Here is a 19890-nt window from a genome sequence, read left to right as displayed (position 1 = left end):
GCGCCGGTTCAGCGGGCGAGCCTCGCGGCCCCGTCGCCCACCACTGCAAAGGCCGACCAGTAGAACGGATGCGAGGTATCGGCATCGTCCATCAGCGACAATTGCGACGCGCGCAGCGCCTCGGCGGTTTCCCGCCCGCCTTCGGCAAACAGACCGGAGATCAATCGTCCGGTGGCGTTGAAATCATCAGGTACCGGCCAATGGCTCGCCAGAATAGTGCGCCCGCCCGCGCCCACAAAGGCACGCACCAACCCGTCCAGCGCGAAGTCGCCGCCGCTGGTCACACCCGCCTCACGGGTCGCACCGATTGTGGCGCTGCCGGCGGTATCGCAGGCCGAAAGGATCACCAGATCGGCATCGATCCTGAGGCCGAAAATCTCCGCGAAACTGAGCAGACCGTCCGAATCCTCGCCATCGCCGAAGCTGGTCAGCAGCGCGGGGCGCGGCGGACATTCGGGTTGCGGCGCGGTGACGAGCCCGTGGGTGGCGAAATGCAGCACGCGGTATTCGCCAAGGTTGTCGAGATTGCGGATCGCGCTGTCGGTGAATTCATCCTTCGTCAGCACGCGCGATGCGCCGCCGAACCGCTCGGCGGCATCGCGCAGTTCGTCGGCGGGAATCGGATTGGCCCAGATGTTGGGCGACCACTGGCAATTCTCGCCGCCCGCCAGTGCCGAGCGGGTGCGTGCTCCGGCCCCGGCAGTGCCCGGCTCGATCGGCGCATTCTCGCCGAGGCCGAGATAGGGCCGGGTTCCGTTCGAAGGCCGCGCCGCGCGCACGTCGCGGAAGGCAGACGCCCCGACAGAGGTGCTGATCTGAGTCTTCCGGCCCAGCCAAGCCGTGCCGCGGAAATCATATTCGTCGCCATTGCTTCCGGCGAGCCGCGCCTTGTAGGCCGCAACGCTGCCATCATCGGTCACCAGCAGATTGATCGGCAGTTTCAACAGCGCGCCGTCGGGTTCGAACACGATATGCCGCAACTGCGGCAGCCGTTCGGCCACTGGCGCAAACAGGCGCACATACAGTTCCCGCGCGCCTTCGATGTCGAACGGATAGGTCAGCACCTGCCCGCCCTCGGCAATGGCGATGCTCTCGCGGATCCGGCCGACCAGCTTTTCCAGCTCGTCCGGCGTCGCATCGGCGCGCCAGGCCTGCGCACTAGTCGTGGTCGAATAGATCACGAACGCGCTGTCTTCGAGCGTGACGAGCTTCACATAAGCCTCGTCCTCGCCAAGCACCGCCTGCAGATCGGAAAGCGCAAGCGCGCCTTCCGTCACCGCCCGGTAGCGCGGATAGGCAGCGAGTTTCTGAAGCACTTCGGCCTGCTGCACCTGCAACTGCTGCAGGCGTTCCTCATTCTCGGCGATGGCGGCGGTCTGATCGCTTCCGAGTTCCTGGGTGGAGCGCAATTCGATCAGTGAAAGGCGCAGCTGCTCGATCCCGCGGGCGAGATTGGTTGTGGTGCGGAATAATTGCGCCGCTTCGTCGGTGCCGCCGGAAAGCTCGCGCGCCAGCACGGCCTGGGTCTGGGCAAGACCGGGACGCTGGAGCAGCTGGCTTGCGGCGAACAGTTCGGCAGCCGACGCCGCATCTGCCGTGTCGCCAGCAAACAGCAGCGCAAAATAAGGGGCGAGCAGACCGCGCAGCGAGGGGAGCGGGCGGCCTTCCGCATCCGCAACAATGTCGCGGTACAAGGTCAGGGCATCGTCGCGGCGGCCGGCGCGGGCATAAAAGCCCGCGAGTAAGCCCCGCGCGCTGTCATAGGCTGGCGAATTGGGGTAGGTCGCATCCAGCAGGGCAACCGCCCGCTGATGCAACGCCTCGGCATCGGCCGGACGGCCGCTGCGTTCGGCGTTTTCGGCCAGTTCGCCCAGCACTTGCGCTCTCAGCCAGACGATCGACACAACCCGCCCTTCACGCACACTGGCAAGGGTCGCTTCGGCCTGTTCGAGCAATTCGGTCGCCGTCCCTGCCCGGCCCAGCAGCCGCAGTGCGGTTGCCTTGAGATAGGCATGCTGGCCATCCAGCAATTGCGAGCGTTCGAGCGGGGTGAGGCTCAATGAATAGGGCCCGCCGACACGATCGTTCTCGCTCGCGAGCTGACCCGCCAGCGCCGGGCCGATCAGCAGGTTGCGGAGCTCGCCACTATCGCCGAAGTCGGACAGCAAGGGCGCATCGAGCAGCTGCAGCGCCGCTTCGGGCTTGCGCTGGTTGAGCGCATCCATCGCTTCATAATTGCGCAGCAGGCGGGCGAGCACCGGACTGGCGGCGCTATCGGCACGGCTCGCGGCGAACAGGCGCCGGGCCTCGGTGTAATTGCCCAGATTGGATTGCTGCAATCCCTGGTTCAACCGCGCCTCGACAGCGCCCGGACCAGCCAGCGCGGCTGAAGACACGGCGAAAAACTCGGCCGCCTCGGCGAAATTGCCGGCATTGCTGCGGCGATAGGCCTCGACCAGCGCCTGATCCGCGGCAATCGCCTCGGCCTGCTGGCGCGCGAAGGCGAGATCGTCGGTCGCGCTGGTAAGCGGGATTTCGACCGTGCCTGGCATCACCTTGTCGTTCGCCAGCGATGCCAGCCCCAGTTCGAGCGCCTTGGCATAGGCCGACAGTCCGCTCGCCGCGTAGGTGCGTTGTCCGCTGCGTGCGAGCAGCAGTTCGGTGCGGATTATGCTCTGGCTGCTGCCGCAGACCAGCCGCTCGGTAGCGGGCAGGCCGGGCGTATCGACGCTGGCACTATCGGGCTTGCAGGTCGCCTCGGCTCCGGCGAAGCGGGCGGCGGGGGCTTCTGCAGCGCTGCCGCGGATCACCCACAGCGTGCCGACCGGCGCGGCCGCATCGCGGCAGATGACTGAATAGCGCCGGTCGAACAGGCCCGCCCCCGCTTCAGGAGCGAGAATCTGCGCTTCGCACAATCCGTTCGACCCGATCGGGAAGGTATCGCGCAGGCTGAGGCTGGCCTGTCCGGTTGCAGCCCCGGTCTGCGCCGCACCGGGAACCGCCGGCAGAACGGCCGTCCCCAATCCGAGCCACAAAGTGCCGACTGCGCCGGTCACACGCGAGATGAAACGATCGGTCATGCTAGTTCTCCTCCCCGGGCGCGTAGCCGGACGGGGAATAGAGCGACGCATCGCTGCCGCTCGCCACCGGATCATCGAGCAGCGGCTCCTCGGAAATCAGCGGCGATTCGGGCTGCTCGGGGAAATCCATGCCGAATTTGTCGTTCTGTGCGGCCACGGTGTCTCCTGTCGGCTCACCAAAGGTGACCGGATCGACAATCACTGTCGGATTGTTGAGCGGCGGCAGAATCTGCTCCCGCTCCGGCGGCGGCGGCGGCGGAGCGGGGCAGACGCCGGTGTTGATGATGCAATCGTTAAAGGCGCTCGCATCGCCATAGGTGGTCGGGGCCTGCCCGGTGCGGTTGAAGTTCACTTCGCTGAAGAAGTCGTTTCCGGTCACGAACGTCCCGTCATCGCGCAGGCGGCGGCCATAGGCGAACACATCGAGCGGATCGCCAAAATTGATGTCGCTATCGGCCGCGATCGAAAGGCCTCCTGCACCCACCAACAGACCACCCTGCTCGGTGGAAGTGCCGGTGTTCCGGATCAGCAGGAAGCTGCCCGCACCCAGCGAAATTCGGCGGGCGCGCAGGTAGCCGAGCGGATCGTCGCTGCCCGCCACGGCAACCGCCAGCAAGGCGTCGCGCCCGGCAAAGACCGGGGCGGATTGCAATTGCCCGATCATATCGGCATCGGCTGCCCAGATACTGTCGGCACTGAGCGTCAATATCCCTCCGGGCAAGCCATCGGTATCCGTGACGCGGATCCCTCCGGGCGTGACCACTTCAATCCGGCCGCCCGCGTTGATGACGAATTCGTCTGTGGTGGCCGTGTTGAGATAGGAGACCGTTCCCTCGACCCGGATGATGCCCGGCCCCTCCTCTACCGGGAAGATGCGGAACCGCGAAAACCCGTCAGCGATCGAACCGGAGATGGTGAAGTCACGAACAAGAACATCGGGTTGGTCGGGATCGCTGGTGATTACATTGGAACCGACGACAGCGAAATCATTGGCGCTGATCCGTCCGATCTCGGCTGCGGTCAGGGTGAAGCCGATCTCCTCGTTGATTCCACCGATGATCGCGGTGTGATCGCGTTCGAGCGAGGCGAACAGGGCGGAGCGTGCGCCGACCCTTGCGCCGTCGTCGATGTCGATTTCGCGCGCGGTAAGGGTGATATCGTCCCCGCCAAGGCCGATCGCCGCGTCGTTATCGCCGAGAATTTCGATCCGGCCTCGCGCGCGCAGACCGATGATGGTGGTGGAGGCGGGCGCGACCGCGCTGCCGATGATGTTGCCCTGAGACGTGCGAACCTGAATGTCGCCCAGCACGAATGCATCCAGAATGCCGGTAACGTTGATGTCGCCGCCTTCAGCAACCAACAGCGACGGTGCCACACTGGAAATAAGCGTGTCGCCGCTCGCCGAAGCGGACAGGTTGGCCGTGTTCAGGCTCCCCCCGCCGATTTCCACCACAAAGCGCCCCGCGGTATTTCCGTTCGCGTTCTGATTGGCGCCAGATGCATCGGCGGTCAGGATCACGCTATCCGCAGTGACAATTGCATCCCGGTCTGCCGCAATCGCGAAGCGCGCTTCACCCGCAGTCGCCGTGCCGCCGTCCGAGGTTACAGCATCGGTAGCCAGCGAGATCGTGCCTGCCGAAATGTCGGAGAACGGGGGAAAGCTCCCGAACTGATCGCCATCGATGGTGATCTCGGCCGCGCCGCTCTGCGCAACGCCGCCTTGCTGGCCGGTGGTAATCGCGTTGGTGAAACTGAGCGATTCGACCAGCAGTTCGTCAAGGATCAGGGTCGACCGATCCACTCCGAAGACCGAACGCAAGCTGGTCGCGTTGCCGATCTGATCGCCCGCTCCGCCGTACGCGCGCGCGCTCAGAACCAGAGCGCCGTCCGAGTTGGCATCGGGCGAGATCGTCACATCGGAATCCGCGATCCGCAGATCCACCAACTCGGCCTCGTTGCCGATCGCCCCGCCCGCGATGCCGCTGCCGGGCGCGCTTGAGCCGCCGCGCGCCTCGCTCGCAAAAATGTTGCGGCCAAACAGTTCGACGTCCGAGCCCGAGAAGGAGGCGCTCACGCGCGCAGCCTCGACATTGCCGCCGCGCCCCGTCGGGCCGGTGACATTGCCGCCGGTCGACAGCGCCTGCGCGAGGAAATTGCCCGAAGTCACGGTGCTGTTGAAAATCCCGATCAGGATCGCGCCATCGGTTACGTCACCGCCCTGAGTGATGCCGTTGCCGGCGCGCAAATCGATCAAGCCGACAAAGCCGCTTTCGCCCGCGCTGTTGGCGGCGAAATCGATGGTGGAATTATCGGCGAAGAACTGGACCTCGCCGCCCTCGCCGCTCGATGCGAACACGCTTCCACCGGTGGCACCACTGCCGCCGGTCGATGTGTCGGCCCACAACAGATTGCCGACGATGTTGAAGGTGCCGTCGAAAAGGTCGATCGAGCTGAGGCCGGTAAAGGCGGAACCGCCCTCGCCATCGCCCGATCCGTTGCCGCCAAAGCCGCCTGCCCGCCCCTCGGCCAGTTCAGCCGTCAATGTTCCGCCATCGAACACCTGAACGAAGCGCAAGCCGCCGAACCCGTCGCCGCCGCCGATAGTGCGGGTTGCGTTCTGGCTCGATCCGCCCTGACCATAGACCGAAAAACTGGTCCGGCCCATGATGATGGTGCCGCCTTCCATCTCGATTGTGCCGGTACCGCCGAATCCATCGCCGCTCTGACCGCCATCGACATTCGATCCGCCGCCGATGCCATAGGCCAGAAGGCGGTTCGGCCCGATGCTGTCTGGATCATTGACCGGGTCTTGCGGCAGGGCGATCGATCCGCCCGACGAAGCCTGCACCAGAATGGTGCCGCCGATTCCTCTGCCGCCCGCGCCGGTGCCACCGGTGGCGATTGTACCGAGGCCGAGCGCCGCCACGATCCCGCCGCCATTGAGTTCGTCTAGGAAGGTTTCGCTGAAATTGCGCTCGACGATGATCTGGCTGCCGGTACCGGAGCTGCGCAGTTCGGCGGTGCCGCCGATGCCATCGCTGCCCGATTGTGGCGGCGGCTGACCTTCGGTGTCGCCTCGCGTGCCGCTTGCCGTGACCTGCAAGGTGCCGAACCGGACTGTGCTGCCGGCCTGCGCCTCGACAAAGGCAAGTCCGCCCGACCCGGTCCCGCCGGTGGCCCCTGTGCCTGCGACTCCGCCAAGGCCGTGGGCAGTTACCGAGGCATTGCCTTCGAAGGTTCCGCTGCCGGGCGTGCTTTCGGTTACGCCGATATAGGCGGTGCCGCCGGTGCCGTCGCCGCCATCGCCGGTTTGGGAAAATCCGCCAGCACCCTCGGCATTGATGAACACGTCATCGCTGAAGGTTGCAGTGATGCCGTCCAGGGCGACGAACGATTGGCCGCCGATGCCGCTGCCGCCCGGACCGGAGCGGCCGAAGCCGCCGAACCCTTGGGCACCCACGTTAAGCGACCCCATCGTCAGCACACCATTGCCCTGAATGCCGGCGTTGCCGCCCTGTCCATCGGCGCCGACCTCGCCGTCAGCACCAAACCCGCTCGCCGCGACATTGGCGAAATCGGCAATGACCTCACCGGCGCTGACCGTCAGCGCAGCATCCCCGCCGAAACCGTTTCCGCCGGAGCCGATGGGATCGCCGGTCTGCCCGCCATTACCGCCGCCGCCGCCAAAACCGTCGGATTCGACGAAAAGCCCCCCGAAGCTGGCCACCCCGTCGCCGATCGCACCGCTACCGCCGAGCAGCGCCAGTCCGGCCTGCGCCAGACCGCCCGTCCCGATCCCGCCATTGCCGCCCCGGCGAATGCTGAACTGGCTCGGCACGCCATCGCCGCCCCGCCCGCCCCTGCCGGTCGCGTCCACGAATGCTTCGGCGGTGATGTTGAGATTGCCGTTATCGCCGCCAGCCAGCAGGAAAGCGCCGCTGTTGAAGGTCGGATCGGCCTGATTGGGGGTTGCGAAACTCCCGCCGGTGCCGTTGCCGCCGTCACCAGCCTGAAAATCGCTGCTGTCGCCATCGCCGCCGCGCCCGCCCAAGCCGGTTGCGGAAATGAACGCCGCTGCGGCATTGATTGTCGCTGGCGAACTGGGGCCGCCATCGGCCTGCAGGAAGGCGTTGCCGCCGAAGGCGTTGCCGCCGTTCCCGCCCAATCCATCATCGCCATCACCGCCTTCGGCATCGGCATTGGCGAAGACGTTCCCGCCGATGTCGATCAGTCCGGTCAGGACATTGGCGCCTGCAATCCCGGCGGATGCTTCGCCGCCGGCATCCGGCCCATTGCCGCCGACCGCGTTGGCGCTGGCGGAAAAATCGGTACCGATGATGAGGCTGCCATCGCCGGTCACCAATACCCGCGCGGCCCCGCCAAGGGCCGTTCCGCCGGTGCCTTGCTGGGAACTGTCGCCGAAATTCGTGCCGCCAAAGCCTGACGCGCCGATCAGGACGCCGCCATCGATCGTAATCGCGCCCGCCCCGTCGATATCGATCCCGGCGTCGCCCGCATCGGCGAGCGAGCCTATTCCCGACTGGCTCGAACTGCCGCCGAATGCATCGGCGAAGATGTCGACACTGCCCACAACGCCGATCGTGCCGCCGCCCACGATGCTCATCCGCGCCTCGCCGCCGAAAGCGTCGGAGCTTGTCAGAGCGTCACGGCCGAAGGCAATGGCAAGAATGTCGACGTCACCGCCCAGCGTCACCGCGCCGCCCTGCGCTGCGAATACCTGCGCAAGACCGCCCGTCATGGTAGCGCCGTTGCTGAGGAACGATACCTGATTGGTCACTCGCGCATTGGCATTGACTTCGAGATTGCCGAGAATCGAGAGCGTGCCGTCGGTCGAGCCGGCCTGTGCGGTGCCGCCGGTTGCAGTTCCGGCCGTATCGAAGTCGAGCGCCCCGCCGATCGCCTCGGCTGTAACCAGCGCGTTACCATCGATGGTCATGGTTCCGCCGCCGAATGCGTCGATGAAGGCGGTCCCGCCTTGCGCGTTGATCAGGGAGGGGTCCTGCAGGCCCATGTCGACAACGCCGAATGCGCGCGAGGATACCAGCACGTCGCCCGAAATATCGAAGCTCTGGCCATTCGCCGCCGTCAGTTCGGCATTGCGGCGGCCGACCATCAGCAGATTGCCTTCGACCGAACTTGCCGAATTCACCGCAGTCACGCCCACAGTATCGGTGCCGATGGCGAGGATGCTGCTGGTGGAGGCGAAATCCTGCATCAGGATGTTGGCTTCGCCGAGCAGCGGGCCGAACGGTGACGGGGTCTGGCCGAAAACGGCATTGATCCCGTTGCTGATCGTGTCACCCTGAACATCGCGGCCGAACACGTTGTAATTGGCAGAAAGGATGATCTCGCCATTGACGACCCCGGCCTGCTGCGCCGGTTCGAAGCCGAGGTTGCCGCTGAAAAGCATACTGATCGGATCATTCTGCGCGGCCGCGACGCCATAGATCATGTGGTTATCGCCGGCCCCGGTGCTCGATGCCCCGCCGACGGTACCGTTGATGTCCATCACCGTGCCGGTGGCGGCCGTGCCGATCGGGATTTCGATATCGAACAGGCCGTTGGAAACCCGCAGGTTTACCACTTCGCCCGCGACATAGGCGTGGCTGCCGTTGACCAGCGCCGTGCCCGACATCTGCACATCGGCCGCGACCACCGCAAAGAACGCGTTTTCGGGCGAGGCGGTGATCTGCGCGCCCGCATCGATCTGGATGCGCGCGGTCGATCCGGTCGCGCCGGCAAGCTGAAGGGTGCCGTTATTGGTAGCGAAATTCTGAAAGCTGGTGGGATCGGGATCGAGCGTGGTCAGCAACAGGCTGCCGACATCGAAGCTTGCATTGCTGCCGATCAGAATGCCGGTGGGCGAATAGAAGGCGACGAACCCACCCGCCACGGCATTGCCGGAACCATCGAAAATCCGCGACAGGACGCTTCCGTCGATCACTACGATATTGTTGTTGGCCGACGGCAGGATGCGGTTGAGCACCGCGAAATCGGAAACCGAAACGCCCGCCTGGAACAGCGCCGTGTTGCCGGTCGGCAGAAAATCCAGCGCATCCCCGTTGACGTCTTCCGTGGGAGTCCAGTCGATCACGGCGGTCGGTTCGAACACGGTGACAGTGGTCTGGCCAGGAGCCTCGTTGTTGATACTCGCACTGCTCGGGACGAGCACCTCGCCCGTGGCATTGATCCCCTGCGCCTCGGCGCGCTGCGGCAGGCCAAGCGCCAGTGCCAGCGCCATGGCCGAGCTGCCACAGCCGACAAGCAGGCGCGAACGGTTCCGGATCGGACAGGTCATCTCAATATCTCCACGGGAACAGGCGGGCACTCAACGAAAACATGAAGCGCACATCGCCGCGCTCGGTCGCCAGATCGGGCCGTTTCAGCGGAACGGCGATCACCATGTCGCTGCGCAGCCCGCGGCCCCAGTTCAATCGCAACCCGCCCCCGGCCGACCACAGGTGATCGGGGTTGGTCGGGCGGCGGCTGGGATCCTCGTTCCAGACCCAAGCGACATCGGTGAACAGGTAGGGCTGAAACGCCACAGCGTCCGCCCCGTCGGGCACGATCGAACCATAGCGCAGTTCGAATGCGCTCAGGATGCCGCTATCCCCCAGCACCGAACCCGGATCATAACCGCGCCCGATCGAGAAGCTGCCTGCGGCAAGCTCCTCGAAGGCAGGCAGCGGATCACCGGACACCTGCCCGACCGTTTCCAGCGAGAAGGTCAGCAGCGGATCGGGGCGATATTCTACCCCTGCATTGATGCGGGCCAGCAGCGGGGTGGGATCGGCCTCGATCCGGCTGGGCGGGGCAACGCCGCCGATCAGGCAGGCCAGCAGGTTGGGACGGCAATCGGGGCTGGCGGAAAACACATCCAGTCCGCGCCGCGCCTCGATCCCGTATTGCACCCGCAGCTTGGGTTCGAGCGGGCTGTAACCGCCGATGCGCTGGATCGAATCGCGATCCATCCACGCGCCATCGAGCCGGGCGTAGACCATCCGCACCTTGTCTTCGGTGAGCGGGATGGTGTTTACCGACACGTCCTGATCGACGATGTCGAAGCCGACATCGGCAAACAGGCTGTGCGCCCGGCTGCGCACCAGCGGATAGCTGGCGAAGATGCTGGCGAAGACGGTTTCGGATTCGACATCGAAACCGGGGATGCCCAGCGCAGGATCGGTGGTGCTCCACGTGAATTGTCCGCCCAGCCGCAGGCCTTCGCTGCCGACCCGGAAATCATGGCCGATCTGCACCGTCTGCTGTTCGGCGAATTCGAGCGTCGAGAACACCGAAACCGTGGTGCGATCCCCCAGCCCCGTAAGGTCGTAAAGCTCGCCGCGCAGCACACCGCCGAACCGTCCGATCGCCTCCGAGCCGAAGTTCTGGACGTTGAGATCGACCATGCCGCGCTGCCGCAGCACAGCGATTTCGCCCACCAGATCGCCCGGTGCGCCGTCTGCCGCAGGACGCAGCGACAGGCGCACGTCGATCCCCGGAATATCATCGGCAAGCAGCAGGTAACGTTCTGCCGTGTTGGTGTTGAACACATCCGCGCGGGTCAGTTTTTCAAGATAGCCCGCCGCCAGCTTTTCCGAGGGTCCGGCATCGCCGCGCACCCGCACAGACACCAGCCGGCCAAGCACCACGTTGAAATCGGGAACGCCGTCGGCAAGGCTCTGTTCGGGGATTTCGACAGTAGCGAGATAGCCCTGGCGACGCAGCATCGCATTGGCCTCGGCCCGGATGTCGCACAGCACCGAAACCGGCAGCTCGCGGCCCTGATAGGCGCGCCATGCATCGTCGAGCGAGAGGCTCGGCACCCGGTCGAGGCCATTGAACTGCGCCCCTTGCACAGTGAAACGGATATCGGCGAAGTCGGGCCGGTCCAGCGCGCAGGGCGCCCGTTCGAAATCGCCGTCTACGGTGAGAGTGGGCTGCCGTTCGTCGCGCCGCAATTCGGGCGGAACCAGATCGCTGCGGGTCGGGGGCGCGATGCGCACCTGCTGCGCTGCGGCAGGATCGCCAGCCATCAGCCCCGCCAGCGCCAGACCCAGCGCCGGAATGGCGCTCCAGCCGTGCCGGTACATCATCCGCAATCGCAGCCGAGCGGCGCGCGCATCATCCAGCGGACGGCTGGCACGATGGTTGTTCTGAGCGATGGACAATTTTCCCCCCGGACGTTTGTCCCGCAGACGCGGCGATCACCACGCCGGCTGCGGCAAAATATGCGATCTTCGGCAGGATTGGTCGTATGAGGTCGTTTCGCCCCGTGTCCGCCCAAACCCCGTCACCCCCAAGCGACCGGCGCGACCCTACAGCGGCATACAGCAAACACAAGCAGTGCGGGTCCTTTCTCCCGCGAGAAGGGCTACTTTGTCGCATTTACACAAATTGCGCTGGCAAAGGGCCGCGGCGAGCGCCCTCGAAAGGGTCAGCCCCCGGCGGCGAGCATCACCTTCGACGACGCTGCCGAAACCGCGCCTGGCTGAACCGCCAGTGTCGCCGGCCGGGTGACGGTGGGATACGCCTGCTTCAGCACCGCCAGCGCCTCGACGATCCCGTCATGGACGGCCGGGTTCTCCGCCTTGATCGCCGCGGCCGAGCGCGCGAAGGCGGAATCGGCGACCTTGTAGAAGCCGTAACCGTCGAGATAGGGTTCGTATGCATCGCCCCCGGCGCTGGTGCGATACATCGAACTCGCCCGCTCGATCTGGTCCGCAATGATCCCGGCGGCAACAGTGGCATCGCTCGCGCCGGTATCGGGCGCTTTTTGGGCAGCCCCGCGCAAGGCAGCGATGATCGCGTCATAACGCTGGTCGACTTCGGCCGCGCTCTTGCCGTCGATCACCGCGACCGAGGCATCGGTCAGCAGCGGCTTGAAATCCTTGACGCCCAGCTTGGCGAATACCGGGTCCATTTCGACCAGCACCTCGGATGCGGGATGCGCGAACATTTCGGCTGCCGCATCGGTCTTGCCCGCTGCAAAGGCATCGCGCGCGGCGACAACATGGGCTTCGGTGACGGCAAGAGCGCTGCCGTAGACGACCGGGTCGCTGTCCGCGCGGTTGACCGCAACGCCGCCTTCACCCTCGCCGCCCGCACCTTCGCCGCCTTCGCCGCCCTCGCCTTCGCCGCCCGCAGCGCCGGCCTCACCCGGAGCCACCGCCTCGGTTGCGGCACCCTCGCCGCCAGCTTCGCCGCCGCAAGCGGTCAGCAAACCTCCGGCCAGTGCGGTGCCGAGGCCGAGTTGGGTCCAGAGTTTGATCTTGCTGTTCATGGCGCGGTCGATCCCGAGTTTGAGACTTGAATAAGAAAGGCCCCATGAAGGAATTGATAATCATTCGCAAGAGCCATTTTGCACGCTGCCCGCAAGTTCGCCCATCCAGCGCAGCACGACTGCTGATGGTGCTCAACCCCGCCATCAAGTCGTTTGTCGATAGGGCGAATTCGCCCATTTGCTGACGCCCGGTTGTGCATTACAGGCGCTTGCCTGCCCATTCACGGGCGCAACTCAGCAAACCGCTGCGCAGGGGGGCGCGGCAACCTGCAATCACGAGGTGATGCTTTTTCCATGAAGAAATTCCTGCTTGCCGGGGCCAGCGCCCTGATCATTGCCGTGCCGGGCGCAGCTGTTGCCGATGAAGGCATGTGGCTGCCGAGCCAGACCGGCGCGATTGCCGATGAAATGAAGGCCGCCGGGCTCGAACTCGACGCCGCGACCTTGGGCGATCTCCAGCGCCCGCCGCTGACCGCCATCGCATCGCTGGGCGGCTGTTCTGCGGCGTTCCTTTCGCCGCAGGGTCTGGTCGCGACCAACCACCACTGCGTCGCAGGATCGTTGCAGTACAATTCCTCGCCCGAGGCCGATTACCTCACCGACGGCTTTCTGGCCGCGACGCTGGGCGACGAACTCCCCGCCGCGCCGGGCAGCCGGGTCTATGTGATCGAGGATCTGCGCGATGTCTCCGCCGCGATGCTCGAGGGCGCCGACAAGCTTGAGGGCCGCGCGCGTTATGACCGGCTGCAGGCTAACCGCACCGCATTGATCGAGGCTTGCGAGCGGCAGGCCAACCGCCGCTGCGATGTGCGCGCCTATTTCGGCGGGCAGCAATACTGGCTGCAGCAGCAGCTTGAAATCAAGGACGTGCGACTGGTCTACGCGCCAGCAGCAGGCGTCGGCAATTTCGGCGGCGAGAAGGACAACTGGATGTGGCCGCGCCACACCGGTGATTTCGCATTCTACCGCGCCTATGTCGCGCCTGATGGCTCATCTGCGGCCTATGCCGAGGAAAACGTGCCGTTCAAGCCCAAGGCCTGGCTGCCGATTGCCAAGGACGGGGTGAAGGAAGGCGATTTCATCATGGTCGCGGGCTTCCCCGGCACCACCGAGCGCCTGCGTTCGGCCGAGGAAGCGCGCTTCTATTACGAGGAACTCTACCCCTACCAGCAGCAGATGCTGGCCGAGTACGGTGATCTGATCGACGCGCTGACCGCTGGCGATCAGGCCGCGACCATCGCCTATGCCGCAACGCTGCAGGGCGTCGAGAACTACGAGAAGAAGATCGCCGGACAGCTGGCCGGGGCCGATGCCATCTCGCTGATCGAAAAGAAGGCGGCAGAGGAAGCCGCATTCCGCAGCTGGATCGCCGCCGATCCCGCGCGTGCAGCGCAATACGGCCCGGCGCTGGCGGAGCTCGACCGGTTGATCGCCGCGAACAATGCCGAAGCGCTGGCCGATGCCAAGCGCGGGATGCTTGGTCGCGGGCAGTTGTATGGTGCGGCGCGGCAGCTTTACCGCTGGGCCAACGAACAGGCCAAGCCCGATAAGGACCGCGAACCCGGCTATCAGGAACGCGACCGCGCTTTCAGGGCGCAGGCGCTGCAGCGGATCGAGCGGCGCTTCGTGCCCGCCATCGATCAGGCGCTGTGGGAAGACGGCATCGCCGAATACCGCACCCTGCCCGCCGACCAGCGCAACGAAAGCTTCGATGCGTTCATGGAAGGGCGCGATCTCGCCCCGTTCTACGCTGAGACACAGCTGGGCGACACCGCCAAGCGGATGGAATGGATGGACAAATCGGTCGCCGACTTCAGGGCGTCGGACGATCCCTTCATCCAGCTCGCCGTCGCCACCTATGACGAGGCGATGGCCAACGAAGCCGAAGAAAAGGCGCGTTCGGGCGACGTGCAGAAGGGCCGTTCCAAGGTGATGGAAGCCCGCCTCGCCTATGCCGCGTCGCAGGGCAAGACGATGTATCCGGACGCTAACGGCTCGCTGCGCTTTACCTATGGCAAGGTGACGGGCAAGGCGGTCGACGGGCAGATCTGGACGCCGTTCACCACCGCCGAAGGCATCCTTGCCAAGCATACCGGCCGCGGCGAATTCGATGCGCCGGACAAGATGATCGAGCTGATCAAGGCGAAGGAATACGGCGACTACGTTGCGCCGGAACTCGGCACCCTGCCGGTCGATTTCCTCTCCACCGTGGACATCACCAACGGCAATTCCGGCTCGTCGACCCTGAACGCACGCGGCGAATTCGTCGGGCTGGCGTTCGACGGAACGATCGAAGGCGTGGTGTCGGACTGGATGTACAACCCCGCGATCAACCGCACGATCCATGTCGACAGCCGCTTCATGCTGTGGACGATGGACAAGGTCGACGAGGCCGACCGGCTGCTGAAGGAAATGGGCGTGACTCCCGAATAAGCTGGCCCGAATAAGCCAGCCTGATTTGAATAAGTATGCGGCGCGTGGGATTTCCGCGCGCCGCCTGCTAAGACGCTTCCCGGCATAAGCGGGAGAAGAAAATGCACGATCTGGTGGCGGTCGATATCGGCGGTACGCATGCGCGGTTCGCCATCGCCAGTATCGGCGGCGACGGGGCGATCAGCCTCGACGAACTCGAAACGCTGCACACCGCCGATCACGCCAGCTTCCAGACCGCGTGGGAGGCGTTCCGCAGCCGCAAGGGCGGCACCCTGCCCCCCGCCGTCAGCATGGCGATTGCCGGGCCGGTCGGCAGTCCCGGCAACCCCAACCCCGTCATCCGCTTCACCAACAACCCGTGGATCATCCGCCCGGCGCTCATCAACGAGAAGCTGGGGGTGGAACGGTTCACCCTCGTCAATGATTTCGCGGCGGTGGCCCATGCGGTCGCGCGCGCCGACGACAGCCAGTTTCTCGATCTCGCCGGGCCGGACAAGCCGCTGGGCCGCGATGGCACGATCAGCGTGCTCGGCCCCGGCACCGGGCTGGGCGTCGCGCATCTCTGGCGCTCGGGCGGGCAGTATCGCGTGCAGGCGACCGAAGGCGGGCATATCGATTTCGCCCCGCTCGACACGATCGAGGACGCGATCCTTGCCCGCCTGCGCCGCCGCCACAACCGCGTTTCGGTGGAGCGCGTGGTGGCCGGCCCCGGCATCGTCGACATCTATCAGGCGCTCGCCGCGATGGAGCATCGCACCGTGGCCGAATGCGACGCGATCGACATCTGGAACCGCGGCACCAGCGGGGAAGACAGCCTTGCCGCCGCCGCGGTCGACCGGTTCTGCCTGTCGCTTGGCTCGGTCGCGGGAGATATCGCGTTGGCGCAGGGCGGCTTTGCAGGCGTGGTGATCGCTGGCGGGCTGGGCTACCGCATCCGCGACACGCTGCTCGCCTCGGGCTTTGCCGAGCGGTTCAAGGCCAAGGGCCGGTTCGAAAGCCTGATGGCGGGCATCCCGGTCAAGCTGATCGTTCATCCCCAACCCGGCCTGTTCGGCGCAGCCGCCGCGTTTGTCGCCGAGCATTCGCCGGTTCCGGGAGGTAACGCATGAAGACCGTCGCAGCGCTCGAAGCGCGGCTGGGCGAGTTGCACCAGCGCACCCGCGAAACGCCGCTGTTCAACCCGGTGTTCCAGCTCTCGCTCGATCTGTCGCGCGCGCTGGAAGGCGGCGAAATCGACCTCGATGATATTGCCGCGATGGTTGCAGAGCTTGAATGCGACGGACTGATGGCGCGCGCGCACAAGCTGCGCACCCTGCTGGCCAGCCAGGCAGAAACCCCGCTTGCGCTGTCGGGCGAGGACGATGATTTCGAGGCTTTCGCCGCCCGCTGGGCACACCCGCAACTCCACGCCGTGTTCACCGCGCACCCGACCTTCCTGCTGGCGCCCGCGCAGGCGGCAGCAGTGGCGGCAGCGGCGTCGGCCCCGGCGGATGATGGCGAGGCCCTGTGCGCGGCTCCGGCAGAGCGCCAGCCGGTCACGCTCCAGCACGAACACCGCGAAGCCGTGGCGGCGATGGGGCGGGCGCAGGATGCACGCGATGCAGTGGTCGCGCGGCTGCTGGAAGAGGCGCAATCGCGCTGGCCCGCCGAGTGGCAAGCCTTGCGCCCGCTGCCGTTCCGCTTTGCCAGCTGGGTCGGCTATGACATGGACGGGCGCACCGATATTTCCTGGCACACCTCGATCGCGTTCAGGCTGTCGGAAAAGGCCGAGCGGCTGGCGCGCTACACCGCCAGCCTCGCAGCGATCGATGCAGGCCACCCGCAGCTCGAAACGCTGCGCCCGGCCGCTGCCTTCGCCGCAGAGCGCGCCGCCGATTTCGCGGGCGATCTTTCGACCGGCGAGGCGCTGGCCGCTGCCGCCAACCGGCTGACCACGCACAGCCGCGATAACCTGCTCTCGCTCGCCGAGGTGATCGCCGCACTGGAAGCCGACGCGCAAACCGCGCCGCCAGCCCGCGCGGTGCGGCTGCTGACTCTGGTCGCCGCGATGCGCGCCGACGGGCTGGGCATGGGCTGGATCCATTTCCGGGTGAACGCCAAACAGCTCCACAACGCGGTCCGCCGCCGCCTGCCGGAAGGCGAAGTGATCGACCTCGCCAGCAAGGGCGCACTCGCCACCTTGCGGCGGATGGTGGACGAAGCGCGGCCCTTGCGCACCAATTTTGCCGCGCTCGCCACCGAAAGTTCGACCGCGATCCGCCAGTTCATCGCGATGGCGCAGATCATCCGGCACATCGATGCCGATGCGCCGATCCGGATGCTGGTGGCCGAATGCGAACAGCCCGCCACGGTGCTGGCCGCGCTCTATTTCGCCAAGCTTTTCGGCCTGGATGACAAGGTCGATGTCTCCCCGCTGTTCGAGACCGAGACCGCGCTGGAGCACGGCGGGCGGTTCCTCGATGCGCTGCTGGCCGAGCCTGCCTATCGCGATTACGCGCGCAAACGCGGCCGGGTCGCGATCCAGACCGGGTTTTCCGATGCCGGCCGCTTTGTCGGGCAGATCCCTGCGAGCCTCGCGATCGAACGCCTGCAAGGGCGATTGGCCGAGGCGATGGCGGCCAACGGCCTGTCCGATGTCGCCGCGCTGGTGTTCAACACCCATGGCGAAAGTATGGGGCGCGGCGCGCATCCTGCCAGCCTGCAAGACCGGCTCGAATGGCCGCTGTCGCCGTGGGCGCGGCGGCGGTTTGCGCGGGCGGGAATCCGGCTGGAACCCGAGGTCAGCTTTCAGGGCGGCGACGGCTATCTGTTCTTCGCCACCCCCGAACTGGCGCTCGCCACGCTCACCCGCATCGCCGAAGCGCGCCCGGCAGAGGCCGATCTCGCCGCGCCCGCCGATCCGTTCTACCACCGCACCGATATCAGCCTCGATTTCTACCGCGCGATCAAGGATCATCAGGGCGAACATCTCGCCAGCCGCACCTATGCGCGTGCGGTGACCGCGTTCGGGCTGGGCCTGCTCAACCCCACCGGCAGCCGGGTTGCGCGGCGGCAGAGCGACATCAATGCCGACCGCGAGATGAGCCTGCGCCAGATCCGCGCGATCCCGCACAACGCGATCCTCCAGCAACTGGGCTACCCGGTGAACGTGATCGCCGGGGTCGGCAGCGCCGCCGATGCCAACCGCGAGGAAATCGCCGCACTGCTGACCGAATCGGCCCGCGGGCGCCAGATCATGCGCCTGCTGAAAGCCGCCAATGCGGTCGCCAGCATCAAGACGGTGGCGGCGTTCGGTGAGCTGTTCAATTCGGCCTATTGGGCCAGCCGCACCTATCGCGGGACGGAAGATCATCTGGCGGGTGCCTGCGGGAGCCTCGCCGAATATCTGGTCGGCGATGACCGGACGGGCGTGTTCCGCCGCCTCGCCTCGCGCCTCAGAATCGATGCGTTGAAGCTGCACCGGCTGACCGATCTGATCCCCGACGACGCACACGATCCGGCACGCGAACATCTGCGCCGCCGCATCGGGGTGTTGCAATCGCTGCGGCTCACATTGCTGCAGCACATGTTCCTGAAAGTCGTCGCCGTCCCGGCCTTCAGCCGGGCCAACGACATCAGCCGGGGCGACGTGATCGAGATGGTGCTGACCTTGCGGGTGGACGAGGCGCTGGCGCAATTGCGGCGGGCCTTCCCGGTGCGGGTGCGGGGGCCGCGCGACTTCCCGCTCGACGAACCCAGCGACTATCCCGACGGCGGCGAGGAAGGTTACGGCGCGATCGAGCGCGACTTCATTACGCCAATCGCCCGCGCGCACGAATTGAGCCTGCGGATATCGACGGCAATCGCCAACGAATTCGGCGCGCATGGTTGACCAAAGGGACTGAGCCTTATTCTCCCCTCCCTTGAGGGAGGGGAGTTGAAGCATCACCCAGTCCTACCTCGCCGTACTCCCGCGTGCGATCAGCGATACCGGCACCCGGCGGCGCAGCTTGCCGCCGGCATCGTCCAGCACCGCGCCGACCAGCGCCACCCCGGCCGCGGCCGGATCGGGCGCAATGGTGGTCAGCGGCGGGCGGCTGAACCGGCCAGCCACCAGATCATCGAACCCCATCACGCCCACCTGCTGCGGCACTGCCAGATCGGCGGCAGCGAAGGCCTCGATCGCTCCCAGCGCCATCGCATCGCAGGCGGCGAACACCGCGTCGATGTCCCCATGTTCGATCGGGCCGCGTTCGATCAGGCGGCGCGCCGCGCGGCGGCCTTCCTCCTCGCGCGTGGCGGCGTTGACGGTAGGGGCAAGGCACGGCTCCAGCCCCGCCGCGCGCATCGCCTCGGCATAGCCTTCATAGCGTTCGGTGAACTGCACCTGCGGCGTGCCGAGCGCGCCGAGGAAACACGGGCGGCGGTATCCGGCGGCAAGCAGATGTTCGACCGCAAGCCGCCCTGCCGCGCGGTTATCCGACCGCACCCATTCCAGTTCCTCGAACGGCGAGCCCCAATAGGCGACCCTGCGGCTTTCGCTTTCGAGACTGCGGAAATATTCCCATGCTGGCCCGTTGGTGGTGGTGCCGATCACCACCAGCCCATCGGCGCGGCCCTGTTCCTGATAATGGCCGAAGAAATCAGCCTCGCGCGCCTGAAACGAAACCAGCGTTTCGAACCCGCGTTCCGACGCCGCCACGCAGACAGAGCCGAGCAGGGCGTAGGCGAAGGGATTGATGCTGGATGCGCTGTCGCCTTCGCGGCAGATCACCACCACCGCCAGCGTGCCTGTGGAACCCCGGCGCAGCCGCGCGGCGCGTTCATCGACGAAGTAACCGAGCGCCTCGGCCGCTTCCACCACCTTGCGCCGCGTTGCCTCGGCAATGGCGGGCGATCCCGACAGCGCACGGCTGACGGTCGGCTGGCTGACGCCGGCCCGCTCCGCCACATCGAACGATGTCGGCCGCCTGTGTGATCCCCCGCTCATGGGTAATCATCTACGTCCTGTTGATATCTCCGCGCAAGCGCGCCCGTGCATCAGGCGTGCATTCCCCGCGCAATCAATGTGCATTCCTATTCGGACTGGAATCTTGC

The 19890-nt window shown here is 66.1% G+C and carries 8 protein-coding genes; 3 read left to right on the top strand and 5 right to left on the bottom strand.

The features are described from left to right. Positions 1–8: 8 nt before the first annotated feature. From Q0L48_RS03960 to Q0L48_RS03945, 4 genes are all read right to left on the bottom strand, one after another. The gene (locus Q0L48_RS03960; RefSeq protein WP_296717498.1) at positions 9–3080 is read right to left on the bottom strand and encodes a CHAT domain-containing tetratricopeptide repeat protein; all 3072 of its coding nucleotides are present in this window, start codon (positions 3078–3080) and stop codon (positions 9–11) included. A gap of 1 nt (position 3081) precedes the next feature. After that, the gene (locus Q0L48_RS03955; RefSeq protein ID WP_296717496.1) at positions 3082–9399 is read right to left on the bottom strand and encodes a hypothetical protein; all 6318 of its coding nucleotides are present in this window, start codon (positions 9397–9399) and stop codon (positions 3082–3084) included. 1 nt (position 9400) lies between these two features. Next, positions 9401–11269 (bottom strand): ShlB/FhaC/HecB family hemolysin secretion/activation protein, encoded by a 1869-nt coding sequence (locus Q0L48_RS03950; RefSeq protein WP_296717494.1) that lies wholly within the window; start codon positions 11267–11269, stop codon positions 9401–9403. A 266-nt stretch (positions 11270–11535) separates the two neighbouring features. Further along, positions 11536–12381: a hypothetical protein gene (locus Q0L48_RS03945; protein WP_296717491.1), complete on the bottom strand. Its 846-nt coding sequence runs from the start codon at positions 12379–12381 to the stop codon at positions 11536–11538. Between the two features lie 294 nt (positions 12382–12675). Here Q0L48_RS03945 and Q0L48_RS03940 point away from each other — a divergent pair, with 294 nt between their 5' ends. The 3 genes from Q0L48_RS03940 to Q0L48_RS03930 all read left to right on the top strand — a co-directional run bounded on the left by Q0L48_RS03940 (position 12676) and on the right by Q0L48_RS03930 (position 18685). Beyond that, positions 12676–14814: a S46 family peptidase gene (locus tag Q0L48_RS03940; RefSeq protein ID WP_296717490.1), complete on the top strand. Its 2139-nt coding sequence runs from the start codon at positions 12676–12678 to the stop codon at positions 14812–14814. A 101-nt stretch (positions 14815–14915) separates the two neighbouring features. After that, entirely contained in the window at positions 14916–15923 is a 1008-nt protein-coding gene (gene glk / locus Q0L48_RS03935) for a glucokinase (protein ID WP_296717487.1), read from the top strand. Next, a complete protein-coding gene (locus Q0L48_RS03930) occupies positions 15920–18685 on the top strand; it encodes a phosphoenolpyruvate carboxylase (RefSeq protein WP_296717486.1) in 2766 nt (921 codons plus the stop codon). Before glk ends, Q0L48_RS03930 begins: the two co-directional genes overlap by 4 nt. Positions 18686–18748: 63 nt before the next feature. On the opposite strand, the gene Q0L48_RS03925 is transcribed toward Q0L48_RS03930, so the two are convergent. Then, positions 18749–19783 (bottom strand): LacI family DNA-binding transcriptional regulator, encoded by a 1035-nt coding sequence (locus tag Q0L48_RS03925; protein WP_296717483.1) that lies wholly within the window; start codon positions 19781–19783, stop codon positions 18749–18751. Between the last annotated feature and the right edge of the window lie 107 nt (positions 19784–19890).

Origin of the sequence: Erythrobacter sp. (assembly GCF_024305245.1) — a bacterium.
In the GTDB taxonomy this organism is placed as follows: Bacteria; Pseudomonadota; Alphaproteobacteria; order Sphingomonadales; family Sphingomonadaceae; genus Erythrobacter.
The sequence above is the reverse complement of the archived record's forward strand: the minus strand, read 5'-3'. Positions and strand labels throughout refer to the sequence as shown.

What these genes read in the sequence shown, in the direction of transcription:
- Q0L48_RS03955 (WP_296717496.1), bottom strand. Translation starts at nt 9,399, where the DNA reads ATGACCTGTCCGATCCGGAACCGTTCGCGCCTGCTTGTCGGCTGTGGC.
- Q0L48_RS03940 (WP_296717490.1), top strand. Translation starts at nt 12,676, where the DNA reads ATGAAGAAATTCCTGCTTGCCGGGGCCAGCGCCCTGATCATTGCCGTG.
- Q0L48_RS03945 (WP_296717491.1), bottom strand. Translation starts at nt 12,381, where the DNA reads ATGAACAGCAAGATCAAACTCTGGACCCAACTCGGCCTCGGCACCGCA.
- glk (WP_296717487.1), top strand. Translation starts at nt 14,916, where the DNA reads ATGCACGATCTGGTGGCGGTCGATATCGGCGGTACGCATGCGCGGTTC.
- Q0L48_RS03925 (WP_296717483.1), bottom strand. Translation starts at nt 19,783, where the DNA reads ATGAGCGGGGGATCACACAGGCGGCCGACATCGTTCGATGTGGCGGAG.
- Q0L48_RS03930 (WP_296717486.1), top strand. Translation starts at nt 15,920, where the DNA reads ATGAAGACCGTCGCAGCGCTCGAAGCGCGGCTGGGCGAGTTGCACCAG.
- Q0L48_RS03960 (WP_296717498.1), bottom strand. Translation starts at nt 3,080, where the DNA reads ATGACCGATCGTTTCATCTCGCGTGTGACCGGCGCAGTCGGCACTTTG.